Origin of the sequence: Microcoleus sp. PH2017_12_PCY_D_A (genome assembly GCF_020738565.1) — a bacterium.
Taxonomy (GTDB): Bacteria; Cyanobacteriota; Cyanobacteriia; order Cyanobacteriales; family Microcoleaceae; genus Microcoleus.
This window is the reverse complement of sequence record NZ_JAEQCI010000057.1, coordinates 17,179-41,489: the sequence shown is the minus strand read 5'-3', so window position 1 is coordinate 41,489 and position 24,311 is coordinate 17,179. Positions and strand designations below refer to the sequence as shown.

Annotated in this window: 17 protein-coding genes and 4 pseudogenes; 8 read left to right on the top strand and 13 right to left on the bottom strand. The window is 45.1% G+C overall.

Annotated elements, in window-relative coordinates; genetic code table 11:
- Window positions 1-100: 100 nt before the first annotated feature.
- The 3 genes and pseudogenes from JGK39_RS17700 to JGK39_RS17690 form a co-directional block, all read right to left on the bottom strand.
- Window positions 101-967: pseudogene (locus JGK39_RS17700) on the bottom strand (reverse transcriptase domain-containing protein); the annotation flags it as partial.
- 771 nt (window positions 968-1,738) lie between these two features.
- Window positions 1,739-2,518: pseudogene (locus JGK39_RS17695) on the bottom strand (transposase); the annotation flags it as partial.
- Between the two features lie 421 nt (window positions 2,519-2,939).
- Entirely contained in the window at window positions 2,940-3,161 is a 222-nt protein-coding gene (locus JGK39_RS17690; protein WP_293257527.1) for a hypothetical protein, read from the bottom strand.
- A 69-nt stretch (window positions 3,162-3,230) separates the two neighbouring features.
- Between JGK39_RS17690 and JGK39_RS17685 the strand changes: the two genes are divergently transcribed.
- The 4 genes from JGK39_RS17685 to JGK39_RS17670 all read left to right on the top strand — a co-directional run bounded on the left by JGK39_RS17685 (window position 3,231) and on the right by JGK39_RS17670 (window position 10,804).
- Window positions 3,231-6,050, top strand: coding sequence for a cation-transporting P-type ATPase (locus JGK39_RS17685; protein ID WP_293257530.1), 2,820 nt, complete (start codon window positions 3,231-3,233; stop codon window positions 6,048-6,050).
- Between the two features lie 378 nt (window positions 6,051-6,428).
- A complete protein-coding gene (gene recF / locus JGK39_RS17680; protein ID WP_293257533.1) occupies window positions 6,429-7,661 on the top strand; it encodes a DNA replication/repair protein RecF in 1,233 nt (410 codons plus the stop codon).
- 291 nt (window positions 7,662-7,952) lie between these two features.
- Window positions 7,953-8,351 (top strand): photosystem II protein Psb27, encoded by a 399-nt coding sequence (gene psb27 / locus JGK39_RS17675; RefSeq protein ID WP_293257536.1) that lies wholly within the window; start codon window positions 7,953-7,955, stop codon window positions 8,349-8,351.
- Window positions 8,352-9,154: 803 nt separating this feature from the next.
- Complete coding sequence (locus tag JGK39_RS17670) at window positions 9,155-10,804, top strand: family 10 glycosylhydrolase (RefSeq protein WP_293296972.1); 1,650 nt, start codon at window positions 9,155-9,157, stop codon at window positions 10,802-10,804.
- A 35-nt stretch (window positions 10,805-10,839) separates the two neighbouring features.
- Here the strand turns inward: JGK39_RS17670 and JGK39_RS17665 are convergent, their stop codons facing one another.
- The 6 genes and pseudogenes from JGK39_RS17665 to JGK39_RS17640 all read right to left on the bottom strand — a co-directional run bounded on the left by JGK39_RS17665 (window position 10,840) and on the right by JGK39_RS17640 (window position 18,319).
- Window positions 10,840-11,094 carry a hypothetical protein gene (locus JGK39_RS17665; protein ID WP_293296971.1) on the bottom strand — a complete coding sequence of 85 codons (255 nt, stop codon included), beginning with the start codon at window positions 11,092-11,094 and terminating at the stop codon, window positions 10,840-10,842.
- 107 nt (window positions 11,095-11,201) lie between these two features.
- A pseudogene (locus JGK39_RS17660) lies at window positions 11,202-11,432 on the bottom strand (Uma2 family endonuclease); the annotation flags it as partial.
- A 17-nt stretch (window positions 11,433-11,449) separates the two neighbouring features.
- Complete coding sequence (locus JGK39_RS17655; protein ID WP_293296969.1) at window positions 11,450-16,477, bottom strand: CHAT domain-containing tetratricopeptide repeat protein; 5,028 nt, start codon at window positions 16,475-16,477, stop codon at window positions 11,450-11,452.
- A 58-nt stretch (window positions 16,478-16,535) separates the two neighbouring features.
- Window positions 16,536-17,297, bottom strand: a complete 762-nt coding sequence (locus JGK39_RS17650; RefSeq protein ID WP_293296967.1) for a DUF1822 family protein — start codon at window positions 17,295-17,297, stop codon at window positions 16,536-16,538.
- Window positions 17,294-17,905 carry a hypothetical protein gene (locus JGK39_RS17645; RefSeq protein WP_293296965.1) on the bottom strand — a complete coding sequence of 204 codons (612 nt, stop codon included), beginning with the start codon at window positions 17,903-17,905 and terminating at the stop codon, window positions 17,294-17,296. The genes JGK39_RS17650 and JGK39_RS17645 overlap by 4 nt, the downstream gene beginning before the upstream one ends.
- Before the next feature lie 150 nt (window positions 17,906-18,055).
- Window positions 18,056-18,319 carry an HNH endonuclease gene (locus JGK39_RS17640; RefSeq protein ID WP_293296963.1) on the bottom strand — a complete coding sequence of 88 codons (264 nt, stop codon included), beginning with the start codon at window positions 18,317-18,319 and terminating at the stop codon, window positions 18,056-18,058.
- Between the two features lie 317 nt (window positions 18,320-18,636).
- On the opposite strand from JGK39_RS17640, the gene JGK39_RS17635 reads away from it, so the two are divergent.
- The 3 genes from JGK39_RS17635 (at window position 18,637) to JGK39_RS17625 (ending at window position 21,670) form a co-directional block, all read left to right on the top strand.
- Window positions 18,637-19,533 (top strand): polysaccharide deacetylase family protein, encoded by an 897-nt coding sequence (locus tag JGK39_RS17635; protein ID WP_293296961.1) that lies wholly within the window; start codon window positions 18,637-18,639, stop codon window positions 19,531-19,533.
- 41 nt (window positions 19,534-19,574) lie between these two features.
- The gene (locus JGK39_RS17630; protein WP_293257554.1) at window positions 19,575-20,201 is read left to right on the top strand and encodes a restriction endonuclease subunit R; all 627 of its coding nucleotides are present in this window, start codon (window positions 19,575-19,577) and stop codon (window positions 20,199-20,201) included.
- A 197-nt stretch (window positions 20,202-20,398) separates the two neighbouring features.
- On the top strand, window positions 20,399-21,670 hold the full coding sequence (locus JGK39_RS17625) for a bifunctional sterol desaturase/short chain dehydrogenase (RefSeq protein ID WP_293296959.1): 1,272 nt from the start codon (window positions 20,399-20,401) through the stop codon (window positions 21,668-21,670).
- Between the two features lie 273 nt (window positions 21,671-21,943).
- On the opposite strand, the gene JGK39_RS17620 is transcribed toward JGK39_RS17625, so the two are convergent.
- Window positions 21,944-22,144, bottom strand: a complete 201-nt coding sequence (locus JGK39_RS17620) for a hypothetical protein (protein ID WP_293257558.1) — start codon at window positions 22,142-22,144, stop codon at window positions 21,944-21,946.
- Window positions 22,145-22,309: 165 nt separating this feature from the next.
- On the opposite strand from JGK39_RS17620, the gene JGK39_RS17615 reads away from it, so the two are divergent.
- Complete coding sequence (locus JGK39_RS17615; RefSeq protein WP_293257560.1) at window positions 22,310-23,080, top strand: PEP-CTERM sorting domain-containing protein; 771 nt, start codon at window positions 22,310-22,312, stop codon at window positions 23,078-23,080.
- 19 nt (window positions 23,081-23,099) lie between these two features.
- On the opposite strand, the gene JGK39_RS17610 is transcribed toward JGK39_RS17615, so the two are convergent.
- From JGK39_RS17610 to JGK39_RS17605, 3 genes and pseudogenes are all read right to left on the bottom strand, one after another.
- The gene (locus tag JGK39_RS17610) at window positions 23,100-23,333 is read right to left on the bottom strand and encodes a hypothetical protein (RefSeq protein WP_293257562.1); all 234 of its coding nucleotides are present in this window, start codon (window positions 23,331-23,333) and stop codon (window positions 23,100-23,102) included.
- Between the two features lie 18 nt (window positions 23,334-23,351).
- Window positions 23,352-23,468 (bottom strand): annotated as a pseudogene (locus JGK39_RS33620) (NUDIX hydrolase); the annotation flags it as partial.
- A 147-nt stretch (window positions 23,469-23,615) separates the two neighbouring features.
- Window positions 23,616-24,209, bottom strand: coding sequence for a glyoxalase-like domain protein (locus JGK39_RS17605; RefSeq protein WP_293257564.1), 594 nt, complete (start codon window positions 24,207-24,209; stop codon window positions 23,616-23,618).
- Window positions 24,210-24,311 lie beyond the last annotated feature (102 nt).

Sequence of the window (24,311 nt, the reverse complement as noted above, 5' to 3'; positions counted from 1 at the left end):
CCACCGTTACCAGTGATGCCCTTGGAGATTGAGGATAGGTTTGGACACTAGCCTAGAGAAGTTACCTCCTCACTCACAACATGCGACATCGTGTCGCGCCCACAAAATCATCTGCATATCTCACTAAGGTAAGGGATTGCGCGCTGTCCCGTTTACACATCTTCTCCCCATTGGGGTATCGGATATTAAGAGTTTCTGCAAACTTTTTGATGTGATTTTCCAGACCGTGGAGGGCAATATTTGCCAGTAGCGGAGAAATCACTCCACCTTGCGGCGTTCCCTCAGATGTGGCAGTAAATGCTCCTTGGTCTATTACCCCAGATTTCAGCCAAGCTTTAATTTGCTGCCTGACCTTTCCTTTGATGTTCAACTTTTGGAGCAAGGCTTCATGGTTGATGCGGTCAAAGCACTTGGCTATATCTGCATCTAGTACAAATTTAGCTTTATCCTTGATGGCATTTTTTATTTGCCATACCGCATCGTGGCATGACCTTCCTGGTCTAAAACCATAGGAACTTGGCTCGAAAACCGCTTCCCATTCTGGTTGTAGGGCGGTTTTTATAACCGCTTGCAAGGCTCGGTCGTACATTGTTGGTATTCCTAATGGTCGCTTCTCATCTCTTCCGGGTTTTGGTATCCATATCCTACGAGTGGGGCGGGATTTTCCGGTTAATTTGAGTTGACTTGCTAGCTCAAAACGTGCTGCTGGGGATAAGGATTTTACCCCGTCCACTCCTGCGGTTTTCTTGCCAGTATTGTCTTGTGTTACCCGTCGTACCGATAAGACCCTATTAGACCAAGACCTCATCAACGTCTTTTGGAGCTTACGAACTAGCTTGACATCCCCGCGACGTGAAGCAGCGTAGATTCGCTTGTGTAACTTAAAGACGTACCTTTCGGCATTGTGCCAATTGATAGCCTTCCATCCCTCTGTATTCAGTTGTGAATCAGATTTAGGTTTATTCATCACTACTCGTGACTCTAGCTTTCACACATTGCGGCTCACGTCTGCTTATCCCGGTAATTACACCATCCCTTTTCAGGCATTACCCGTCGTTTCGGGTTGGGCATTTGCTTCTTGAACCATCCCACCTATCCATTGCATCTGGTTTGACTACCTACCTTATCAATCGACCTTGATAAGGAGCGTTGGAAGGTTACTTCGTTCCTACTATCCATTTGTTTTGAGTCTTTAGGGCGTGTCTCTCCACCGGGGTTCTTGGTAGTGCGATATCTCGGTTCTAAGAAACGGATATACCTTTTCCCTTGTTGGCTATTTCCAACCCAGGAGTTAGATTTCTCTATTAGCTTATATCCCCTGGCTAATCCTTTCGATGGCTCATCGACACTTCGTTTGTTCTACCCATAGAACTCTTGCTTGCAGTAAGTGCTTTCAGCTATTACCACTTGTTCCTGCTTTCACCCCCGCTTTACAAATTTGATGGTCAGTCTCCTCTGTAGGGGCTACCTTTAATTGGTAGTTTGTGTGCTTTCAACCCCGCACCTGGGCGGTAGGATTTGGTGTTTTCTGGATTAGGTTATGATGTCGGTGTGACCCTCCATTTCCCTTTCTTCCCCTAGCTGTCTTCGCTTTTGCTTGGCTAGGTTTCCTCACCTACATGGATAGTAAGTTGTCATCAGTGGAGGATTAAAGTGCGAACTCTACCCTTTTGGGTTACTCCACTGAAGCCTGGAATCTTCCTATTAGGTTTCTCCAGAACGAATCGCACTTAGATTGGATTACGCAACGCGCCAGTTTCTTGGCGTGTTCTTCACGTTGCCGACTTATTTTGAGGTGTACTCGTCCTAATCGATTAATTGCTTTCTTTCGGTTGGCAGAGCCTTTCTTTTTGCGAGAAACACGGCGTTGTCGAAACTTCAACTGTTTCTCGCTTGTTCGATAAAACTTGGGATTCGGTTCAGTACGACGGTCAGAGTCTGTATAAAACTCTTTCAAGCCAACGTCCAATCCAACTGTTTTACCTGCTGGTGCTGCATCTACTTTGTTGTCGGCGCTGATTGCAAATTGAACGTAGTAACCATCAGCGCGATGTATCAAAGGAACTCGTTTAATCTGATCGATTTGGTAGAAATTGAGATCCCACGTTCCTTTTAGTTTGAGCTTGCCAATTCCCTTTTTATCGGTAAATGTGATTTGCTTCCGAGTTTCTGAGAGTTTCCAGCCGCTGACTTTATACTCAACTGAGCGACGGTTTTTCTTAAAAGTCGGATAGCCTTTCTTTCCAGGAACTGCTTTTTTGCAGTTGTCGTAGAATCGCGCAATTGCAGAATACGCTCTTTCCACAGAAGCTTGGCAGGCACTAGAGTTCAAGTCTTTAACAAAGGCAAACTCTTCTCTGAGCGCAGTGCTGTGACGGTACAAGTCTTTCTGTCCTACTCCTCGGTTGTCGATCCAGAAACGGACGCACTTATTCCGAACGAATTGAGCAGTTCTGATTGCTTCGTCTATTGCTGCGTACTGATTTAGTTTGCCGATCGCTACGCCTCTAATCGCCAATTAATTGGACAAACGTGGACTCAGCATACAAAAGAAAACCTTGGCACCTCAAAAGTGGTCATTCTTTTTGGCATACCTGCTGGCATCACAGGATAGAGGCTATTGATATTGTTCTGTGAAGACCCGCCTCAATGGGGCGTTTCTTGGGGATAAATCCCCCTCGGATTTCTCCGGTAATGTTTTCCTCGTCAATGTTAGCGAGGCTTGTCGTGCCGGAAACACTTCCTTAGCTAAATAGAGATGTTTAATCTCCGGCGACATAGCTATAAGCCCGAAAGCACTCGTAGGTGTCGTGACCTTACTAACGTAGCCTAGTTAAAGACTTAGACTGGCTATCTCGTCCACTTTTGAAAGAGTGTTTAGCGGATAGCTTTGAACTCTAGAACGAACATCTTACGTGGGAACTCGCTACGTTAAAAGTTTAACACAAAGCCGTCCTAGAAGGACGGGGCTTTAAACCCAAGTTTTTGGTAAGGTGGATAAGTGCTATCAGCGGTAGGTCTACAAACGGCGCGAGAGATCCGCCAGACGCAGTAAAGTTAAAAGCTTCCTGCTCTCTCGGCATCGAACCGCTGCCCAATACGAGTCTCAAGTTCAGCAGTTTTTGATTCAGACTCAAAACTAAAAACTCTTTTACTGCCATCAGCCACATTCATCGGCTGTAGCTTGTTCGGCCGCAGTCCCCTAATTGCCCCATGCTCGATCGTAATTTATGTCTTCAAATTCTCCCTCTTCTTGGCACACCGTAGCAATTGACAAAACTCTCGAAAAGCTCAGCAGCAACAAAGACGCGGGCTTGAGCAGCCAACAGGTGTCAGAACGCTTGCAGCAATACGGCCCCAACGAACTAGAAGAAACAGGAGGCCGCAGTTCTTGGTCGATTTTTGTCGATCAGTTCACCAACATCATGTTGTTGATGCTGATGGGTGTGGCCGTGATTTCTGGATTCTTAGACATCAAATCAAATACTTTTCCCAAAGATGCGATCGCCATTTTTGCGATCGTCATACTCAACGGCATTCTCGGCTATTTCCAAGAACAAAGTGCCGAAAAAGCCCTCGCAGCCCTCAAAAACCTCGCTTCCCCCCTAGTTCGAGTCCTGCGAGACGGCAAAACTTCGGAAATAGCAGCCAAGGAACTCGTACCCGGAGACGTGATGCTGTTGGAGGCTGGGGTAAAAATAGCAGCAGACGGACGCTTGATCGAATCGAACAATTTACAAGTTAGAGAATCTGCTTTGACGGGAGAAGCGATCGCAGCTACCAAGCAAGCAGAGCTAGAACTTCCCGAAGATGCTTCCTTGGGCGATCGGCTTAACCTAATTTTTCAGGGTACAGAAGTTGTTCAGGGACGGGCCAAGGCGATCGTCACCAACACCGGAATGCAAACTGAACTAGGCAAAATTGCTGCCATGCTTCAGTCAGTAGAAACCGAACCGACTCCCCTGCAACAGCGGATGGGACAGTTGGGAAATGTTCTAGTTTCCGGCGCCCTAGGCTTAGTGGCAATTGTCGTCATCGGCGGCATGATTACCTTAGACAACGGCAGTATTGGGTTCGATACCAGCAGATTTGAAGATTTGTTAGAAGTTTCTCTCAGCATGGCAGTTGCTGTGGTTCCCGAAGGACTCGCCGCCGTCGTGACAGTTACTTTGGCACTCGGAACTAGGCGAATGGTGAAGCGAAACGCCTTGATTCGCAAACTTCCGGCTGTCGAAACTTTGGGTTCAGTTACTACTATTTGTTCCGACAAAACAGGTACTCTGACTCAAAATAAAATGGTAGTGCAGCTAGTGTCTACGGGTGACTGCACGATCGGCGTTGCAGGCGATGGCTATGCCCCGATCGGAGATTTTATCGATCGCCATACCTCGACCCAAATTACTAATTTAGAGGAATATCCAGAACTCGAATCTTTATTAATTGCCTGTGCAGTTTGCAACGACGCAGTATTGCAGCACGAACAGCAAGAATGGAAGATTTTAGGCGATCCCACGGAGGGAGCTCTGCTATCTTTAGCGGGAAAAGCAGGCATTTATAGGGAAAAACAATCTCAATTGCTGCCGCGCGCGGCCGAGTTTCCTTTTTCTTCCGAACGCAAGCGGATGAGCGTGATTTGCGAAGTTCCCGGACATTCCGGACATTCGGGATTTCCGGCAGAACCAGGACAGCAGCAGAATTATTTGATGCTGACTAAAGGTTCTCCCGAGTTGACTTTGGAGCGGTGTCAAGGCATTATAGTCGGCGATCGAGTACAACCTTTAAACCAGGAAATTCGCGATCGCATCCTCGCCGAAAACAACAACATGGCCAGCGCAGGTTTGCGAGTCCTGGGATTTGCATACAAAATCTGGGAAAACTTGCCGCCCTCCGGTTCCGAGGAAACCAGCGAACAACAGATGGTGTGGCTGGGACTCGTCAGTATGCTGGACGCCCCGCGCCCGGAAGTGCGGGAAGCTGTGGCGAAGTGCCGCGATGCAGGGATTCGAGTGGTGATGATTACCGGAGATCACCAGTTGACGGCAAAAGCGATCGCTTATGATTTAGGTATTGCGACAGAGGGCGATCGAGTTCTCACCGGTCAAGAATTAGAAAAGCTCAGCCAAGAACAACTCAAACAACAAGTCGAGCACGTCAGCGTTTACGCCCGCGTCTCCCCGGAACACAAATTGCGGATTGTCCAAGCTTTGCAAAGTTTAGGCAAATTTGTCGCGATGACCGGCGACGGAGTTAACGACGCCCCCGCCTTGAAACAAGCCGATATCGGCATCGCCATGGGGATTACCGGCACCGATGTCAGCAAAGAAGCTAGCGATATGGTGCTTCTCGACGACAACTTCGCAACTATTGTCGCCGCCGCCGAAGAAGGGCGAGTCGTTTATACCAACATTCGCCGGTTTATTAAGTACATTTTGGGAAGTAACATCGGCGAAGTTTTGACAATTGCGGCCGCACCTTTATTGGGTTTGGGAGGAGTACCGCTGACGCCGCTGCAAATTTTGTGGATGAACTTAGTCACAGACGGCGTTCCAGCTTTAGCGTTGGCCGTGGAACCTGCCGAACCGAACGTGATGAAAAAGCCTCCTTTCAGTCCGCGAGAAAGCATTTTTGCGCGGGGTTTGGGTTCTTACATGATTCGGATCGGGATTATCTTTGCAATTTTGACGATCGCGATGATGTCCTGGGCTTACGGATATACTCACACTCCCGGACACGGCGATCCTGATGCTTGGAAAACAATGGTGTTTACAACTCTGTGTTTGGCGCAAATGGGTCACGCGATCGCCATTCGGTCTAACACTCAGCTTACTATTGAGTTAAACCCCTTGACTAATGTTTTTGTGTGGGGAGCTGTAATTGTGACTACTGCTTTGCAATTGATGCTAATTTACGTTCCGCCACTGAGAGCATTTTTCGGGACTCACTATTTGACGCCGTTTGAATTGCTGATTTGCTTCGGTTTCAGCGCCCTAATGTTTGTCTGGATTGAAATGGAAAAACTGTTTGTGCGCTTGTACAAAGCTCGTAAATAGTGTTAACGGCTGACGGATAATGAGCGATTTCTCATTATTCGTTAGACCGCTGGCATTGGGCAAGATTCTCAACATCATCAAGTGATAGCAAGCGCAACGATCCGCAGCGAAAATCGTAAAAGAGATTCACTGTTACCAACCAGTAAGGTGCGCAATGCGCACCCTACAATAACGAATAACGAATAACTGTTACCAACCAGTAAGGTGCGCAATGCGCACCCTACAATNNTGTTACCAACCAGTAAGGTGCGCAATGCGCACCCTACAATAATGAATAACGAATAACTGTTACCAACCAGTAAGGTGCGCAATGCGCACCCTACAATAACGAATAACCAATAACTAATAACCAATAACTAATAACCAATAACTAATATTATGTATTTGAAAACGCTGCACCTACGGCAGTTTCGGAACTACTACGATCAAAAAGTAGCGTTTGACGCTCCCAAAACCATATTACTAGGAAATAACGCCCAAGGAAAATCTAACTTGTTAGAAGCGGTAGAGTTGCTTTCCACCTTAAAAAGCCACAGAGTATCGCGCGATCGCGATTTAATCCTCGACTCAAAGCCGATCGCCCAAATAGATGCTACACTCGAACGTCAAACCGGAGCGATCGACCTAGCCTTAACACTGCGCTCCGGGGCGCGCCGCAGCCTGAAGCTCAACGGCGAACCGCTGCGCCGCCATTTAGACTTCTTGAGCGTTCTCAATGTAGTACAATTTTCTTGTTTAGATTTGGACTTAGTGCGCGGGGGGCCAGAAGGAAGGCGCAATTGGATCGATCGGCTAGTCATCCAACTAGAGCCGATTTACGCTCACATTTTGCACCAGTACAACCAAATTTTGCGCCAGCGAAACGCTCTGTTAAAACGTTCTAGAGCAGTCAGGAAAGCAGAATTTTCGGAAAGTTTGGACACAATGCGATTTCTGGAAGCAGAAAATCCCGAACCGGAAAATACAGAAGACTCACCAATTCCCAACTCCCAATCCCCGAATTCCAGTTCAGAATTAGCGTTGTGGGATGCTCAGTTGGCGACAGCGGGTGCTCGCGTGATCCGCAGGCGCGATCGAGTTTTGGAACGATTGATGCCATTAGCTCGAAATTGGCACGGTTCAATTAGCGGTTCCACAGAAATTTTAGATGTTAAATACGATGCTAATATTGAAGTAAGCTCGGAATTAATCGGTCAAGACAATCTCGAAGGAGTGCGGCAAGCATTTTTAGAGAAAATTCAAAAAAGGGCGATCGCAGAACAGTTTCAAGGAACCACCTTAGTCGGCCCCCACCGCGACGACATTACATTTACAATTAACAACACTCCAGCGCGTCAGTACGCCTCCCAAGGTCAGCAGCGAACTCTTGTACTAGCATTAAAATTAGCCGAATTGCAGCTTATTGAAGAAGTCGTCGGCGAAGCACCTTTACTGTTGCTCGACGACGTACTTGCAGAACTGGATTTGAGCCGCCAAAATCAACTTTTAGAAACAATTCAAGAACGATTTCAAACTCTAATTACTACAACTCACCTAGGTGCTTTTGACAGTCAGTGGCTGCGCCAAACTCAAATTCTCTCCGTCGTTTCCGGGAAAATTAATCAATTTTAGATTTGAGAATTGATATTTATAAATCATATTATGTCCGCTCAATTACCCTAATAAAAACAGTTTGTAGTGAGGACTTTAGTCCTCTCTTGGATGCGGACTAAAGTCCTCACTACAAACCAATTTGATTGTGGTCATTCGCTCGGATATGATATCAATCTATGTGAGATTGACAAATATTACTTTTCATGGTATTGCTGGAAAAATAATGAAAATTTGACATGATTAGCTCAATTCAAGATAGGATAAAGGTTAATTTTGATTGCCGCTTTCGCTTCCAATTTTCTAACCCTTATGAAGCATTACATTTCCCGTCTGTTAGCCCTGGTATTAGTTGTTGTCATCGGCGTAGCAGGCTGTACCAATGTTCCTGCCACCCTCACCGGAGACTACAGCAAAGACACCTTAGCATTAGTCAACAGCTTGAGAACAGCGCTTACTTTGCCAGAGGGCGCGCCGGAAAAAGCAGCCGCTCAAGCCGCTGCTCGCACAAGTATCAATGATTTTTTCGCAGCATACCGCCGCGATCCCGCTCTTACCAAGCTGGCATCTTTCACGACAATGCGGACGGCATTAAACTCTTTGGCTGGACATTACAGTTCCTATCCCAACCGTCCAGTTCCTGAAAAGTTGAAAAAACGTCTTGAGTCAGAATTTCAGCAAGTAGAAGCTGCTCTAACCAGAGGAGCTTAATCTCAAATATTAGGGATAAAAGATAATTTGAAGAATTCATCTTTCATCCTTGATATTTGAGTGTTAACAATTTTTAGTAGAAATATCAACTGCTTTTAGCGCCCAGTGTACCCAGGCGCTTTTTTGCTGGATTTTGCTGTAGCTGTAGGGTGCGGATCCATCGACAACCCATAAATAAAAATCGACAACCGAGCGAGCGACGCACCTTTGCTTACAGGGTTGAACTAATACCATTTATAAAAATTTATGTTAGAAAAAAAGTTGGGAGTTTGTTTCCACCGACTCACGTGTAAGGTGCGTCGCCGTGAGATTACCGATTGAATGCAAGCGATATTTAAGGCGACGCACCCTACGAATGCTGCATTTACTGAAAAAATACTGAAACATTGAACTGAATATGATACCAAATCCGGATTTTTTACCTTTTTACTCTTTAGTCCGCGCAGGCGGACATCGTTTGTATAGCAGCGGTTTCAACCGCGCCCGTCTTATCCTTATTTTATCGCACGCGATATAAATAGCCGGCAGACAAAATTTGCATTGTGCGATCGACTTGTGCCATAACTAGGTCAGTCGATTTTAGATTTTAGATTTTAGATTTTAGATTGACTCCACCGATTAATCTGGGAGATTTAACAGGAGTCTAAAATTTGGGATCTCCACAACTTAAGTCGGGGGCTTGTACCCGTGTTTGGGCGGGGTTAACCTAAAAAAAGTAGAAAATTTGTAGCTGTGCGTCTGGGCGATCGCCAAAAATGCGATCGCCACCCAATTTCAACTAAAAAACCCGATTCAATTATCCCATGAAAATTGCACCAACTCGCATCGCGAACTTTCAACACCAGCGACGCTGTTTAAGTGCGGTAACTGCTGTTTTAACCAGTAGCTTCATCAGCCAGCTTGTTTTGCCCTTTATCGAAAATCAACCAGCTTTTGCCGCAACATCAGCCTATTGTCAATTATCCAAAGAGCAAGTAAATCAAAAAGAAGACTTGCGCCGCGCCGCCCTGTCAGGAAAACCAGAATCCCAGCAAGCATATTTTGCCGTTTTGAGCAAACACGCGCAGGAAATCGCAGAATGCCGCCAAAAAACTTGGCCCGAAACCCAAGCAGTTTGGCTGCGTTTGTATCCCTGCGATGTCAGGCCTGGAGAGCTCGATCGCGTATTAGACAAAGTTGTCAACAAAGGCTACAATCAAGTCTACGTGGAAGTGTTTTATGACGGTCAAGTGCTGCTCCCAGCCGCTGACAATCCGACTGTTTGGCCTTCGGTTTTGCGAAATCGCGGCTACGAAAAGTATGATTTGTTGGAAAAGGCGATCGCCAAAGGCAAACAGCGAGGGTTAAAAGTATACGCCTGGTTGTTTACCATGAACTTTGGCTATACCTATTCTCAGCGTTCCGACAGACAGCAAACCCTCGCCGTCAACGGTAAAAATCAGACAAGTTTAACAGTAATACAAGACGCTGGTTTAGACGACCAAACCGGAGAAAGTCACGCCACCCACGCCTTTATCGACCCCTACAATCCGCAAGCAAAGCAAGACTATAGTTTGTTAGTAAATCAAATAGTCAAGCGCAAGCCGCAAGGAATGTTATTCGACTACATTCGTTATGTGCGGGGCGTCGGGCCAGCTTCAGTTGCTACCAAAGTTCAAGACTTGTGGATTTACGGCACAGCATCGCAGCAAATGCTTTTGCAGCGGGCTAACAATCAACAAGGGCGAGATTTAATTCAGCGATATTTGACTAAGGGATTTATCAATACTAATGACGTTCAAGCAGTAGTCAAACAGTATCCGACAGAGCAAGAACCTCTTTGGCAGGGACGAATTCCGCGACCAATACCAGTAGCAACTCCAGCTTCTAGAAGGGGGAATGCCGCATCAAAAGCAGCTTCAATAACTCCCGCTACAAAATCGCCAAACCCTGCAACTCCCACACCAAAACCGACACCAACACCGCCGCTTCCCGATACCGGCCTTCTGCAAAAAGACCTCTGGCAACTAAGCGTTGCTCACGCAGTCCAAGGAATTTTAGATTTTTTTGGAATGGCAACTCAACCAGCTCAAAGGATGGGGATTCCTGTAGGAGCGGTGTTTTTTCCTAATGGAAATGAAAAGATAAATCAAGGGGGATTTGATTCGAGATTGCAGCCTTGGGACAGGTTTCCGGCTGGGGTGGAATTTCACGCGATGTCTTACGGCAATTGTGGGAATGTAAGCTGTATTGTCCCACAGGTGCAGCGGACGTTGAGTTTAGCACCTCGGGGAGCAAAAATCATTCCGGCGATCGCCGGAGACTGGGGAAAATCTCTGAAAAATCGTCCGTCTTTAGAGATTCAAATGCGGGCAATTCGTGCTGCAACACCGCAAATTAATGCGGTGAGTCATTTTTCTTTTGGCTGGCAAGAACCGGAGGATGAAAGGGCGCGGCAAACTTGCCGGATGTAGTGGAATTATTTGTAGAGACGCAATTCGTAGCGTCTCTATAAAGTAGCCTTTGGGAAGGAAGCTAACTGTTGAACAAACTCTTGATGTGCGTCACTGTTTAATCCGGCTTGAAGAGTTGCGATCCTCTTCGAGGGCTTCGCTAACGCACTTGGTATATCTCCATCTAGAAGTGCTGAGGCTGCCAGCCACAATCCCGGAAAAATTATGCTGCGGATAATTCCTTCAGCATCCGGTAGAAGAGCCATATATTCTTCTTCCTGCAAGGAAAACCAATCGATCCGGCGATTCATTATACCATTTTTTTAAAGTTATGACAGACTTGAGAAAACAGGGAAAGTCTATAATTTTCAATGTCTTGTCGCCCTCAATCTCTATCGGATCTTTAGAAAAATGGTATTACTTGCCAAACCAGATATTCTTTGACTCCATTGCGGCGGTAAACTCGCTTTTTGTCGCGCAGATCGATCGTCGCGGTACTAGCCGCAATTTCGGCAACAAATTCCGGCGCGCCTTCGATGTAGCCATCATCGCTGAGGCGAGTTTGACCGCCATGTCGGAGCAATACAGCATCGGGTTGGGGTTCGTTATCCGTGTTGAGACGCACGGTGACGAAACTTATGAAACAGATAAATTTAGTAGTCTATTTTACCGAACCCCGGTGCAGGTAAAAGCGGCCCAGTAAAAAGGGTGAGAGAAAGGCTTTGATTCTTGACAAAATTTATCTAAATTTCTGAGAGCTTTATAAACTTGGTCAGCAATTTGGGCGATTTTTTTGTACTCTTCATCCAGTTGCTGATAAATCGCACAATCTACTCGATAGGTATCTCGCTTTATTTTGGCTTTTTTACGGATTTGATCTATTTCTTTAAGTTTCTGTTTCAAAAGTTCTGTGAGCTGGGTTTTGTAACTAGCAGCTAAGGTATTGCCCGCAAGCGATCGCAATTTAATTTGAGCTTCTCTAATAGCTTCGAGACGATTCTTTCCCTGCTGCCATTCTTGATAGTAAAAAATCGAAAAAAGCGCTGTTGCTAAATCATCTACAGCCCAAAGTGTACTGATAACACTTCTGGCTCCCCCCGACAAAAAAGCAGTTGAAAAAGTGAGGATATCACCAGTAATTTCACTCACACCCAATCCAGTTTCGCAGCAGGAAAGAAATACATCCGACAACTGAGGGAGACGCCATGCAGGAGTCATTAGCTGACCTAAAGTAATGCAGCCATCTCCTAAAATTAATGTCGATTCTAAAGGATTGTCAAAGCGTGACTGGGCGTGGTGGCTAGAGTGGAGGATTTGCACGGTTTGCGCTAGTTCTCGATAGTTACTAACCGTTGCTTGACCGCGACCTTTTAAACGTCGATCGTCCGGGATGTTATAAAGAACTGCCAGTTGCTCTCCTTCAAAGCTGGCGCAAGGCAAGTCGCCCGTCGCATCTTCAATAGTGCCACATTTAAGGTTATTGCCTAATGAAGGGCGTTGCTGGCAGAATTCTAGGACTTGACAACTCGGTGCGTAACGAATCAGAAACTTATCTACCAAATATCGATTGTCTCCAATGGGCAGTGCAGCGAAGGGGATTTGGTGAAGGGCAAAATGAGGAACTATAATCAGTTCAGAAATTCCTTCTAAATGCCACAAAATCAGGTCATTCAAATTTAACTGTTTGGCGATTTCAGCTAGCATCCCAACTAACTGTTCTTTCCAAGAATCTTTATCCTTAACATATTGTCCTAACCAATTTTGGAAAATCCATCCGTGCAAAGCCTCAAATCCTAACTCAGCGCAACTTTGCAGGGTAATCTCGTTTTGCCGCACGACGAAGATAAAGGTGTCGCTAACAGTGGTGTAAAAGCTAATAATTGCAGTGGTGGGTTTGTCGATAAGCTGCTGGATGGATGGGAATTTGAGAGGATTAACTCGAATTTGACCGGCAAGCACTGGATCTAGGCGGCGGAGTTGTTCCCAAATTAGGAGTTTTTCAGCTTCAAGATCAGCTATTATTTGATTGTAAGCTGCTAGGGCTGCACGGCTGTTATCAAGTTTGCTATTATCAAAGTCGTTGCTAGGTTGATTGCGCCCTCGTTCCTTGTCAATTTGCTGCTGTAGCTGTTCAAAATCTTGTAAATACTGTTGAATTTCAGCAGGAATTTCTGCACTTGAGTAGAGATCATTGCTTGCCATCAAGTCTACGAGGCGTTTAGAGCGCGATCGCTCTACATATTCAAGGGCTTTATCTAACTGCTTATTATTGATGCAAGCTTGCACGATGTTTGCGTAAATGTCGATCGCCTCTTCCATAATTTCTTGGCGGCGAAATTCGGAAGTTGCCCAAGTACGGCTGGTTTCTACGGCTTCGATCGCGATACCGTATCCCTCAATGGCTAATTTCCAATCTCCAGCTACAAACGATACATTTCCTAGAGTTGTGCCAGCCTTCAGACAATCAACTGGGAAAGCAGTTGGCGTGAAGACTTCCATTGCTTTTCGATAACAGGCGATCGCCTTTTCGTTTAACGCTAGCATGAAGTAGGCACTACCAAGATTCATTTGAGCCATAGCCCACTCTCTAGGAAACTCATCCGGGTTAAAGACTTGTAAAGCAGCTTGATGGGCGGCAATAGCCATTTCTAAATTCTCATTTCGATCGCCCTCAAGTCGATGCACGTAAGCGTTGCCCAGATTCGTCTGCACTCCTGCCCAATCTGCGGGAAAAGCGTCTTGAGTGTAAACTTGCAATGCTGCTTTGTTAGCTGCGATCGCCTTCTCAACATTTTCTACCGGATCGCCATGAAGTCGGTGGCGGTAAGCAGAGGCAAGATTCATTTGAGTTTGCGCCCAAAGTTCCGGGAAATCTTCGCGGGTGCGGAATAACAGGGCATTTTCATAACAGGCGATCGCTTGTTCCAAGTTTTGGGCCTTGTCGCCGCAAATGCGATCGCGGTAAATAATACCCAGATTGTTTTGAAGTTGAGCCCATGATTTCGGATTTGCTTCGCGGGTGTCAACTTCCATTGCTGCAAAACAAGCGGTTCTTGCCAATTCTGCATTCTCTAATTGATCTCCGCGAATTCGGTTGCCATAAGCAAGAGCCAAAGTATTTTGAATTGCTGCCCATTTTTCGGGAAATGCTTCGCGGGTATATACTTGTAGGGCATTTTGACAGCAGGCGATCGATCGTTCTTGATTCTCGGCCCAATCTCCTTTAAAGCGGCGGTGATAAGCATTGCCAAAAAACATCTGACAAAGTGCCCATCCTTCTAGAGTAGATTCGCGGGTTAAGACAGTAGCAGCAATTTCATAACCTGTAATCGCAATCTCTAAATTATTAGCTTGATTTCCTTTTTTAAATTCATGGATGCACAGGCTTAAGCCTATAATGCTAGCAGCGAGTGCTTTTTTATCTTCTGGTGGCACTTCAGATAGTATCGCAGACGAGCGAGATCGCAACACCTTAATAAAGTGTTCGTCGAGTTGAGCTTGATTAGCTTCAAGCACGACGTTAACTTCTGGCATTCCCGTGAAAAAATGCTTGTCGAGTCTATCTGCATTGGTTTCAACCAATCTGTTAACGGTATCGAGTCTATCTGAGTTTGTTTCCACCAATCTGTCAGCGGTGTCGAGTCTATTTGAGTTTGTTTCCACCAATCTGTCAGCGGTGTCGAGTCTATTTGAGTTTGTTTCCACCAATCGATCGACAGTTGGGAAATTCCTTTCACTTTCATGAAAATTCCTTTCACTTTCATTAAGAGCTTTGAATAATTGAAACAATAAACGATCGCGAGTTTCCTTTTGGATGGCATCCCACTGTTCGGGAAATTTATCTTGGGTAAAAACATTGGCAGCAACTTCGTAGCCTGCCTTAGCAATCTTCCAGTTGTTCTCTTCATCACCTTTATCAAAATGTTGAACCAGCCTGCTAAAACTGAGAATTGCGGCTGCTATATTGATTTCTTCGGCTGGCCCCAATTCAGATAAAAATAATTTTATAGTGTTTAATCTTTCTACTAAACTGTCGTTCAGTTGCTCTAGGTTATCTTCCAGAAGTTGGTAGAAGGCTTGCGGATTAGTCTCGCTTTCGACAACTGTTTGCAAAGCTCGATCGAGAAACTGCCCAAATGAAGTTATTTGCTGGATTTGAACATCTTGCAGTAGGCCTACAATCAAAGGAGAGCCGGAGCGATCGGCATATTCTCTAGCTTTTTCGCGCTCTCCACAGGCAAGGCAAAGCGTTACTATTTGTAGGTAAGTAAAATTTGTTTCGGGAATTTCTTGATGTAAATATTCAGAATTACCCCAGCGGTCGAGCGTCTCTACAGCTTCAATAACCGTCGCAAAACATTGAAAAGCTTCCGCCTTTTTTCCAGCAGCCAATGTTAGCTTGCCCAACTCAAGTCCGGTGTCGGTGCACTCTCTAGGGAACGAATCAGGAGTAAAGACAGTTAATGCTGCTTCAAAACAGGTTAAAGCGTTAGCAATTTGTCCTATTTTGCGGTAAGCTTTGCCCAAATCAGACTGGGTATTAGCCCATCTTTCTGGATAGGTTTCGGGAGTATAAATTTGTAAGGCTGCTTGGTAAGCCGCGATCGCCCGTTCCAGATTCTGCGTTTTATCCCCTAAAATCCTTTCGCTATAAGCAGTGCCGAGGTGCCATTGACTGCTAGCCCAATCGGCATCAGTGCGAACTTTTAAGGCAACTTGATAACAGGCGATCGCTTTCTCGAAATTTTGCGCTCGATCTCCTTCAACTCGGCGAGTGTAAGCAACTGCGAGATTATTTTGCAGTGTTCCCCAAAGTTCAGGAGCTCGATCGCGACTAACAACCTGCAAGGCTCCTTCAAAACAGGCGATCGCCTTTTCTAGATTCTCAGTTTGATCTCCGACGATTCTGTCTCTGTAAATATTACCGAGATTATTTTGCACCATCGCCCACTCTTGGGGAGAAGTATCGCGAGTGGAAATTTGCAAAGCATTGGTGCAAGCGGTGAGGGCTTTTTCAAGGTTTTCGGAGCGATCGCCCCTCCTCCGATGGCGGTATGCTGGAGCTAAATCAGTTTGGATTTGCACCCACACTTGTGGGTCAGCCTCATAAGTTAAAATTTTGGCAGATCCTTCCAAACCTGCGATCGCAATTTCCAGGTTAATTGCCCTATTGCCCAGTGGAAACAGCCAGAGCATTTTGCAGAAAGATATCAGAAAAAGTGCGATCGGTTTTTTTAGTTTTTGCTGGGTTCTCAGGAGCGTACAATCTATCCAGAGGCGAAATTGCAGCAAAAAATATTCATTCAGTTTGTCTGAGTTAATTGCTAGTATCTGGTAAGCTGTTTGTTCGTCCCCTTTTAATAAAATTGCTCGCAATACTTCCCACAATAAAGCCGGAGCTTTAACAAAAGTGCCTGTTACTGGCGACCCATCTGTTTCTATGTAAGAACTGTATAAAAAATCAGCCAAATCAATTAAAAATTCAGCACTATAAAACTCCCTCTGTCCTACCAGAATTGTAGCTACCATTTCCATCATTTCCACCAAACCAACATCTACCAAATCCGGGTGCTTCCTTAAAATCTTCAGTTCCTTACCGCGAGGACATTTGAGAAGCGCTTGAATCAGCTTGAAATAAGCTGTCTGACGTTTTGTCGTTTGGGGAGCTTTCTTCGGGCCGAATCCTTTTGCCATATTCTTTACAGGTTACGAAGGGGAGACTACATATATACATCAGCCATCCGCTCCAAAATTACGCAGCATCTCTCCATATTTCTGCTAACTTTTCCAGCAGTGCTTCGGCTAAATCTTGTAAATCAGTGTCGGCGCTATCGGCACTTTCACGAGTAAACTCCCCTCCTGCGGTACTCCCGGCTAACATCTCTCCCCCTGCGTACCGCCACTCGTACTCCTCGCAAGTTCGATAAATACGCTCTAATTGGGCAACAATATTGCTCTGCGATTGAGTTTGGATCGTGGAGCGCACCTTTACCGCCACTGGATCGTCTGTTTCTAAGAAGGCGATCGCTTCTTCTAAACGAGTAATCTGTTCAATTAAAGCGTCAATCGGCATCAGTTCTGCTACCGCGAGTTGTTGCGGTGGATTTGAGCTATCTAAGCTGGGAGCAAATCCCAATAGTTGCACGGAGTCAAGGCGATCGCTAAATTGTACTCCCACATATCCAATCCGATTTTCTATTACTTCTTCGGGTAAGAAGATGCTTGTTTCACCAGGTAAAACTGGGCGGCATTCTAGGGAGCCAATGCCAGGAATTAGCAAATCCGCGATATTAGCTAGCGCTGTTTTTACTTGATTGAAGCTATCAGAAGCTTCCAAATCGGTTTCAATTTGCAGCCATTTTAAATAGCTGTGAACTGCGTAAACTGCCAGTGCATTCAAGTAAACTCGTTTTCCTTTTTGGACTGTACTTTGAACGGCAGCCAACTGTCGCGCCATTTCGTGAGCTTTTAATTCTAGCGGTACTGTTAATAGAGGGAGTTCTGCAATGTTCATGGTTTTGGTTCCTGCTCATATCCTAGAGTGCGGGCTATTTCTTGCAACGAAGGTTCACATTTTCTATCCCAGTGAGAATTCAGAGTTGTGTACTTAACGTTTAACTCTTTTGCTAAGTCTTTAAACTTGTCCGGGGGTTCTTTTAACACTCTTCTCATGCTGAGAAATTGGCAGTTGCACTCCGGGTAAGAGCGAGGGTAGCTATTTTTTAGCTTGCCTTCTGGATCTTGCTCTATGTAAAGTTCTAGTTGGAGACCAATTCGCTGAGTGGTTTCTTTCTGAGCGTTTTCGATCGCGCCATCCAACCCGCTGAGCGTAAAATCGGGTAATAGTTCGAGCCGAGTTGTTTCCCCAGCATCTATCGCAATCGGAGCATCTAAACTAATAGGAGCATCTTTGTCAGGAGAATACAAATCTTTAATTCGCCAACCCAGATAACCGTTAATCCAGTTAACCAAACTTTTTGAAACAGAAGGCGGGCGCGGCTCAAATTTAGCAATCTCGCGACTAACCCATTCAAAAGTACGATTGAGGGCTTCAGGATAATCTGGATGAGATGACTTTTTGAGTCCTGGTAGTTGTTGAATTTCCAATAAGAGCTTGTGCATGGCCGCTCGCCATTTTCTACTGTTAGCTGAATTTTGACGTACCTCTGCTATTAGAGCGCTTAACCGTCGATCTAGGTCATCCATGCGACTTTTTTGAGGAGCAAGTTAGTTTGTTTATTAGCTATGAAAATTCGCGATCGTGCGAAAATCCTAAGCTATTTTCTCATATGGTTGAGTTCCTTGTGTGCGTAAATTCTTGCCGGGAGGAGGGAAGAGGCTATTTCCGCGCGAATTATTGCAACTAAAGCAGGCTAAACGCAGGTTGGAGAGCGCGTTAGATCCGCCTAAGCTTTTCGGGAGTAAGTGTTCGATGGTTCTTTCAGATTTCTGCATCGGTTTGTCGCACCAGTGGCAGTGATTTCCGTACAGTTCCAGAAGTTGGCGTCTCTTAGTGCGTCTTGAAGCTGGGGACATAAAGCTTTGGGAGCCTCACGGCTGTTACGTGTTCATTTACGTATCAGCTCCCTGCTAAAAATTTACGCAGCCATAATTTACAGGACGGTTAAGAGTTCTCAAACCTTGATGGACAAAGCTTTTAGCTCAGTCAACCCCTCATGGCTATAAGTAAGCTCAAGCTTTTAATCCACGTCAATCGGCTGTCTAATCGGCTCTGAAGGTGGTAAAGGTTTTTGTGACTGTGCTTTCAAAATTCCTTTGCCAATACCCCAAGTTTCTCAAGCTGACATAGCTGTAAGCGATAATTAAATCGTTAACAGCAAATCCTACAGTGCATGACTTCCAAATTTATTAAAAAATCTGCAATTCAAATCTTGATAATTATCGGATCGATCGCACTTATCTCACTTTTCTCTGAAATCCGACAAACTGCGAATTCAAATTCGTTAGCCCAAATCCCCCGTTTTGGCAATCCTCCGCCCAACCTCCTGAAACCTCCGAAACCCCAAATACTTCCTTCTGGCGCCCCAACTCCGTCTCCCAAACCTCCCGAACAACCTTTAGTATTCGCACCGCCGGCGCAATTTCGCAGCCAAATTGTTTATAAAGCAAGTATCAGCGACTCAAAAGTTATTGCCCTGACTTTTGACGATGGCCCAACTGCGGAAACTTTGCAAATATTAAAAATATTGCAGAAACATAAGGCGGTAGCTACGTTTTTCTGTTTGGGTGCAAATTTGCGAGAAAATCCAGAAATTGCGAAGCGAGTTGTGCAAGCCGGAAATGCGATCGGCAATCATACTTGGCATCATTTCTATCACAATGTTACGGAAAAAACAGCAGCGGATGAAATAGATAATACTGGCGTTCATATTTATCGATCGACTGGCGCGAAGAGTTTGTTGTTTCGTCCCCCCGGCGGGCGCTTGAATAACGGTTTTGCGGATTATGCTAAAAAGAAAAATTATGTGGTGGTGATGTGGTCGATCGATCCTAAGGACTTTTCGCAACCTCCGGCGGCTGTTATAGCCCGCAGCGTGCTGTCTCAAGCGACATCGGGGGCGATCGTATTGTTGCACGACGGCGGGGGCGATCGCCAGCAAACAGTCGAGGCCGTATCGGCAATTATTCCCAAACTCAAACAGCAGGGATACCGTTTTGTAACCGTGCCACAATTGCTGCAAATGCAAGCATCCCAAAAACAGCAAACTGCCGACCAAAAACCTAAATAAATTTGATATAATATTCTCCTCTGACTCCATAGCATTAATTTATGGTACAAAAACTTCAAGCAAGAGAAATCAACCTCCGCTATTTAATCGATAACTTCGGCTTACAGCGAGTTCGGAAAGATGATTTCTTCCCAGAATGGCAAGAAATCTTGCCAGAAGTAACTGATTTCGAGAAACAATTGCTCGATCGCGTGCAAGAAATCTACTACAACTTGGTAGACTCCCCGCCCGTGTTGGAAAATGCAGTCAAGCTAACAATTGTCAGCCCGATTCTATTTATTGCCGGTCTGTACGAGTCTCCTTTTCAATTCAAAGCTGAAAAGTCTATCGCGATTCAAGAAGAAGACGAAGGCAGAATCATCGAAGGCAGAATAGATATTCTGATTATGAAAGACAACTTTTGGGTGACAGTAATTGAATCCAAACAACTTTCATTTTCAACTGACGAAGCACTTGCCCAACTACTGACATATATGCTGGCAGATCCCAATCCCGAAACTCCTACTTTTGGGATGGTTTCCACAGGTGCTAACTTTACTTTTGTCAAGCTAGTCAGAGGGGAAATTCCTCAGTATGCCTTATCTCCCGAATTTATAATCCGCAATCCCGGCAATGAATTGTACCGCGTTTTGCAGATTTTAAAACGGCTGAGCCAACTGCCACAATAGCCATAAAAATTATTTTGAGTTATCATTTAAAAATGACAATATCTCAGCTCGTATCCTAAAAAAACCATCAAATTGGTTTGTAGTGAGGACTTTAGTCCGCATCAATCAGAGGACTAAAGTCCTCACTACAAACGGTTTTTATGATGGGTAATTAACCGGACATGATATAATATCTCAAATTTATAAATTCTGCGAGCATGGTAAATTACTGGATAGTCGGCGCTGTAGCAATAGCTTCTGTCTTTTGGGCAGAAATCATCCGAGACTTTTATCACGTCGCGTCTCATTATGTGCCGCCTTTGCAAAAGCTGCACAATTGGCATCACCGGGTTTTCCGCCCGAATTTGACCCCCGTCAGCGAGACAATTTACAAGCAAGCACACTGGCGTCACGATGTGCCCGAAGCTGCGGCAATGATGGTTTTGGGCTTGTTGCTGTGGGTTTTAGCTTATTTTGCGTTGCCGGAATATCACTGGGGCGCAGCAGCGGGTTGTATTTATACTTTAAGCTTTTTGTTGAGCGCGATCGCCCGCGCGTGTGGCATCAAAGGCGCAGACGAGTTAACCGACATCACCCACCAACCCGGAAACTTCCAAACTATCCCCGGTAACTGGTTCGTGAATAAACCTTACCACTGGAAGCATCATTTCGACAATCAAAATGCTTACTATTGCGGTACTTTCACCTTAATAGATAAACTTATGGGTACAGCACTTTCACTCAAAGGCAAAACTGTCGCCGTCACCGGCGCATCGGGAACATTGGGGCGTTTGCTTCTCAAACACCTGCACAAAGCTGGTGCAAAAGTTATCGCCCTTTCTTCTGGAAATGAGGAAATTACTGTGAATGTAGACGGCGAGATTTTGCCTGTAAAAACCGTAACTTGGCGCGCTGGCGAAGAGGCAGATTTAGCTAAATTGTTAGAAAAAATCGATATTCTCGTCATCAATCACGGGATTAACGTACAGAAAGAAAGAACCGGAGAGGCGATCGCAAATTCCTACGAAATTAACACTTTTTCTGCGTGGCGGCTGATGGAACTATTTTTCTTAACAGTTCGCACTAACGAAAATATAGCTTGCAAAGAAGTCTGGATCAACACTTCCGAAGCCGAAGTAATTCCCGCCGTCAGTCCCCTGTACGAACTCAGCAAACGCGCCCTGGGAGATTTAGTCACTCTGCGGCGGCTGGATGCGCCCTGTATCGTCCGCAAACTGATTTTAGGGCCGTTCAAAAGTAATTTAAACCCGATCGGCATTATGTCTCCTGACTGGGTAGCGCAGCAAATTGTCAAACAAGCTAAAGCCGATGTCCGCAATATCATTGTGACAATCAATCCTTTAACTTTGATAGTTTTCCCAGTTAAAGAATTCTTTGTTTCTCTGTATTTCCAAATTTTCAGCCGCAAGGCGATTTTAGAAATTAAAGAAGCGACGGAAAAATCCAGCGTTGAAGCAAAAATTAATTGATATCGGAATGGCGCATCTATTTGTAGGGTGCGCGCAGCGCACTTTACAAAATGTTAGCAAGGCAAACTGTTAGATAAGCATGGTTCAAAGTCTGTTACAAGGCTGCTAATGTCGAGCCCCTAAATTAAATTGTCCGATCGCAAAATTCATAGCTAGCGACGATCGCAACAAAAAATTCACAGAATCTTTACAATTTATCTGGGAATTCCCAGAGAATCTTTATAAATTTGTCTTGACAGAATAGTAATTCTGCTAAACAATTAAAAATTAAAGTCATTGAGCATTGCAGCAGTAACAGGCGAGCGAGCGACTGCGGCAAAGCCAAGGTGAAAAGTTTAAGTAGGGGTTGTGTTTGTTGGAATGCTTGTCGGGCGAAAATCGCGATCGTCCGTCAGGTACTGTTTCAAATTGAAAAAGTCGATCGACTCGGGTTAAATAGTTAGAAATACTGTAGGGTGAGTTCGCGTCCGGCATACAAGATCGGCGAAAAATTGACTCAACCGACACCAGTCTAGTACACTCGATCGACCGGAAGCGATCGGAGTTCAAGTTTGCAGTTCGATCGATCGCAGCAAATATCCGTGACTCGCTATTTTTTTAGCCAAAAACAGTCAATTTACTCCATTAGGGACAGCTACCATGAACAACCAAAGACTCAACAAAATATTCGGAATTATTAGCGGAACTATATTGACAATCGCGGCTGGATTAGTTACCGAAATCCCCAAAGCACAAGCAGCAGTTCTCACCTACAACTTCACGGCGAGCACAACCGGATGGACTACAGGTAATTACAGCGGTTTCTTTAAGTTTGACAACTCATCCCTCACGGGCATCGGCGAAGAAATTGTTCCTATATCAGAAGGCATTTTTAATTTTGTCGATGCTGAAAACAAGCCGGATTCTTACAATCTTAAGTCGGCAAAAAAATCAAATTTTCAAGGCGGGGTTGGCTTTTGGGCAGCTCCTGGCCTAGAATTTGTAGAGATTGCTGCATACCTGCTCGACGGGAATTTTTTGGGACTTTCTTTTGGGCGATCGACTAATAGTAATTTCTCTACTACGTCACTAATAAATAGTTTTCGCCATCGGTACGAAAGGAGGTACTTCGATATAATACTTGTAGATTACCTTTCCGACAGTCTGTATTTGACGATCGATCCTTATACTGATGCTATTTACGGCCGTCTTAATGAATCGCTCAATCACTTTGCCACTGTTAACAGACCTTATCAAGGTACAGTGACTTATACAGGCCCAGCCAGAGCAGTTGGTGAAATAGCTGCCGAAGCAGTTCCCGAACCGATGACTGTTGCTGGTACGGCTTTAGCATTTGCAGGTTTTGCAGCACTCAAACGCAAGAAAAACCAACAGCAATTATCTCAATCTTTGGGCGATGTAGAGAATTAAAATCCCGCAGTGCTGGCCACTAGGCTGTTAGCTTTAATGCCAAATATTTCTCAATAATTTGTCCTGCCCATCGACCCATATTGACATTATCGCTCGGTTGATAAAAACGGATTTGCGAGATGCCATCATTGGGTTCAGGAGTGCCAATAGCCTCGATGAAGAATACTGCATGATGATTTTGGCACTGTCGATTGTTAACAGAGTGTATCCTGCCAAAATGCTCGAAGAGAAATCGCACGGAAACAGCATCCAAATCTGTTTCTTCTTTCAGTTATCGAATTGCGGCTGCTTCCCGTGATTCACCTTGGTGTACTCCACCACCCGGTAAGTTATAAAAACTATTGTTTTCTTCGACAATTAAAATACCTGCGTTGGTTTTAACTATGGCTGTGGCCCTGTGTCAGATGTTAATTTGCATTTGGTATAACTTAGAAAGTTGACAATCTAGATCGCCCGCACATTTGAAAAAAAAGCAAAGGGCAGATATTTTACCTGCCCTACAATAGTTGTTAGAAATGTCTAAAATCGATCGCAATTAATTACTAACCTCAGCCATTTCAATCACGCGGCCGTCATAATCCTTAACCAAGAAATTAAGCGGCTTTTCCCGGCGAATTTTATAACTAATCCCGCGAGTTTGCACTCTCATCAATAGCTGATCCAAACAATCGCGATCGAAACAAACATGACGTTCGCGATTTTTTTCCCCTACACCAGCCCCGCTAATAATGTGCAGTTGGGTATTTTTCATCAACTGATACCACAAACCCTCGGGACTCGCCATCGTTTGAGAACTCGTTCCCCTCCCGACATTCGGCGACAAATACAGCGGATCGATACCAGTTGTTCCCAAGGTTTGCTCGTAATTGTAGTAGTAATGCAGCGGCACTTCTGCTACGGGGAGGCTTAGCATACCTTCATAGAACTCCCTGGCTTGTGCGAGATCCGATACCATCACCGTGTGTACCTTGGGAGCACTGGTGAGAAACATCCACATCGCCCCCGCATAGGCGGCCAGCAGCATCACCATGATCCCTTGAGTCGAAAACAGGCCGTCCAAAGCGGGCAAAAAAGAGCTCAAGTACAAAGGCCCAAGTCTAAAAGCAATAAAACTAACTGCTAGAGTCATGAATTATAAGAAAGGGTAAACAACGAAATTTATCAAGATTGCGGTCGCGATCGCCCGCGAGACTTAAACTATTAGGCATCTAATATAGCAAAAACTAGCGGT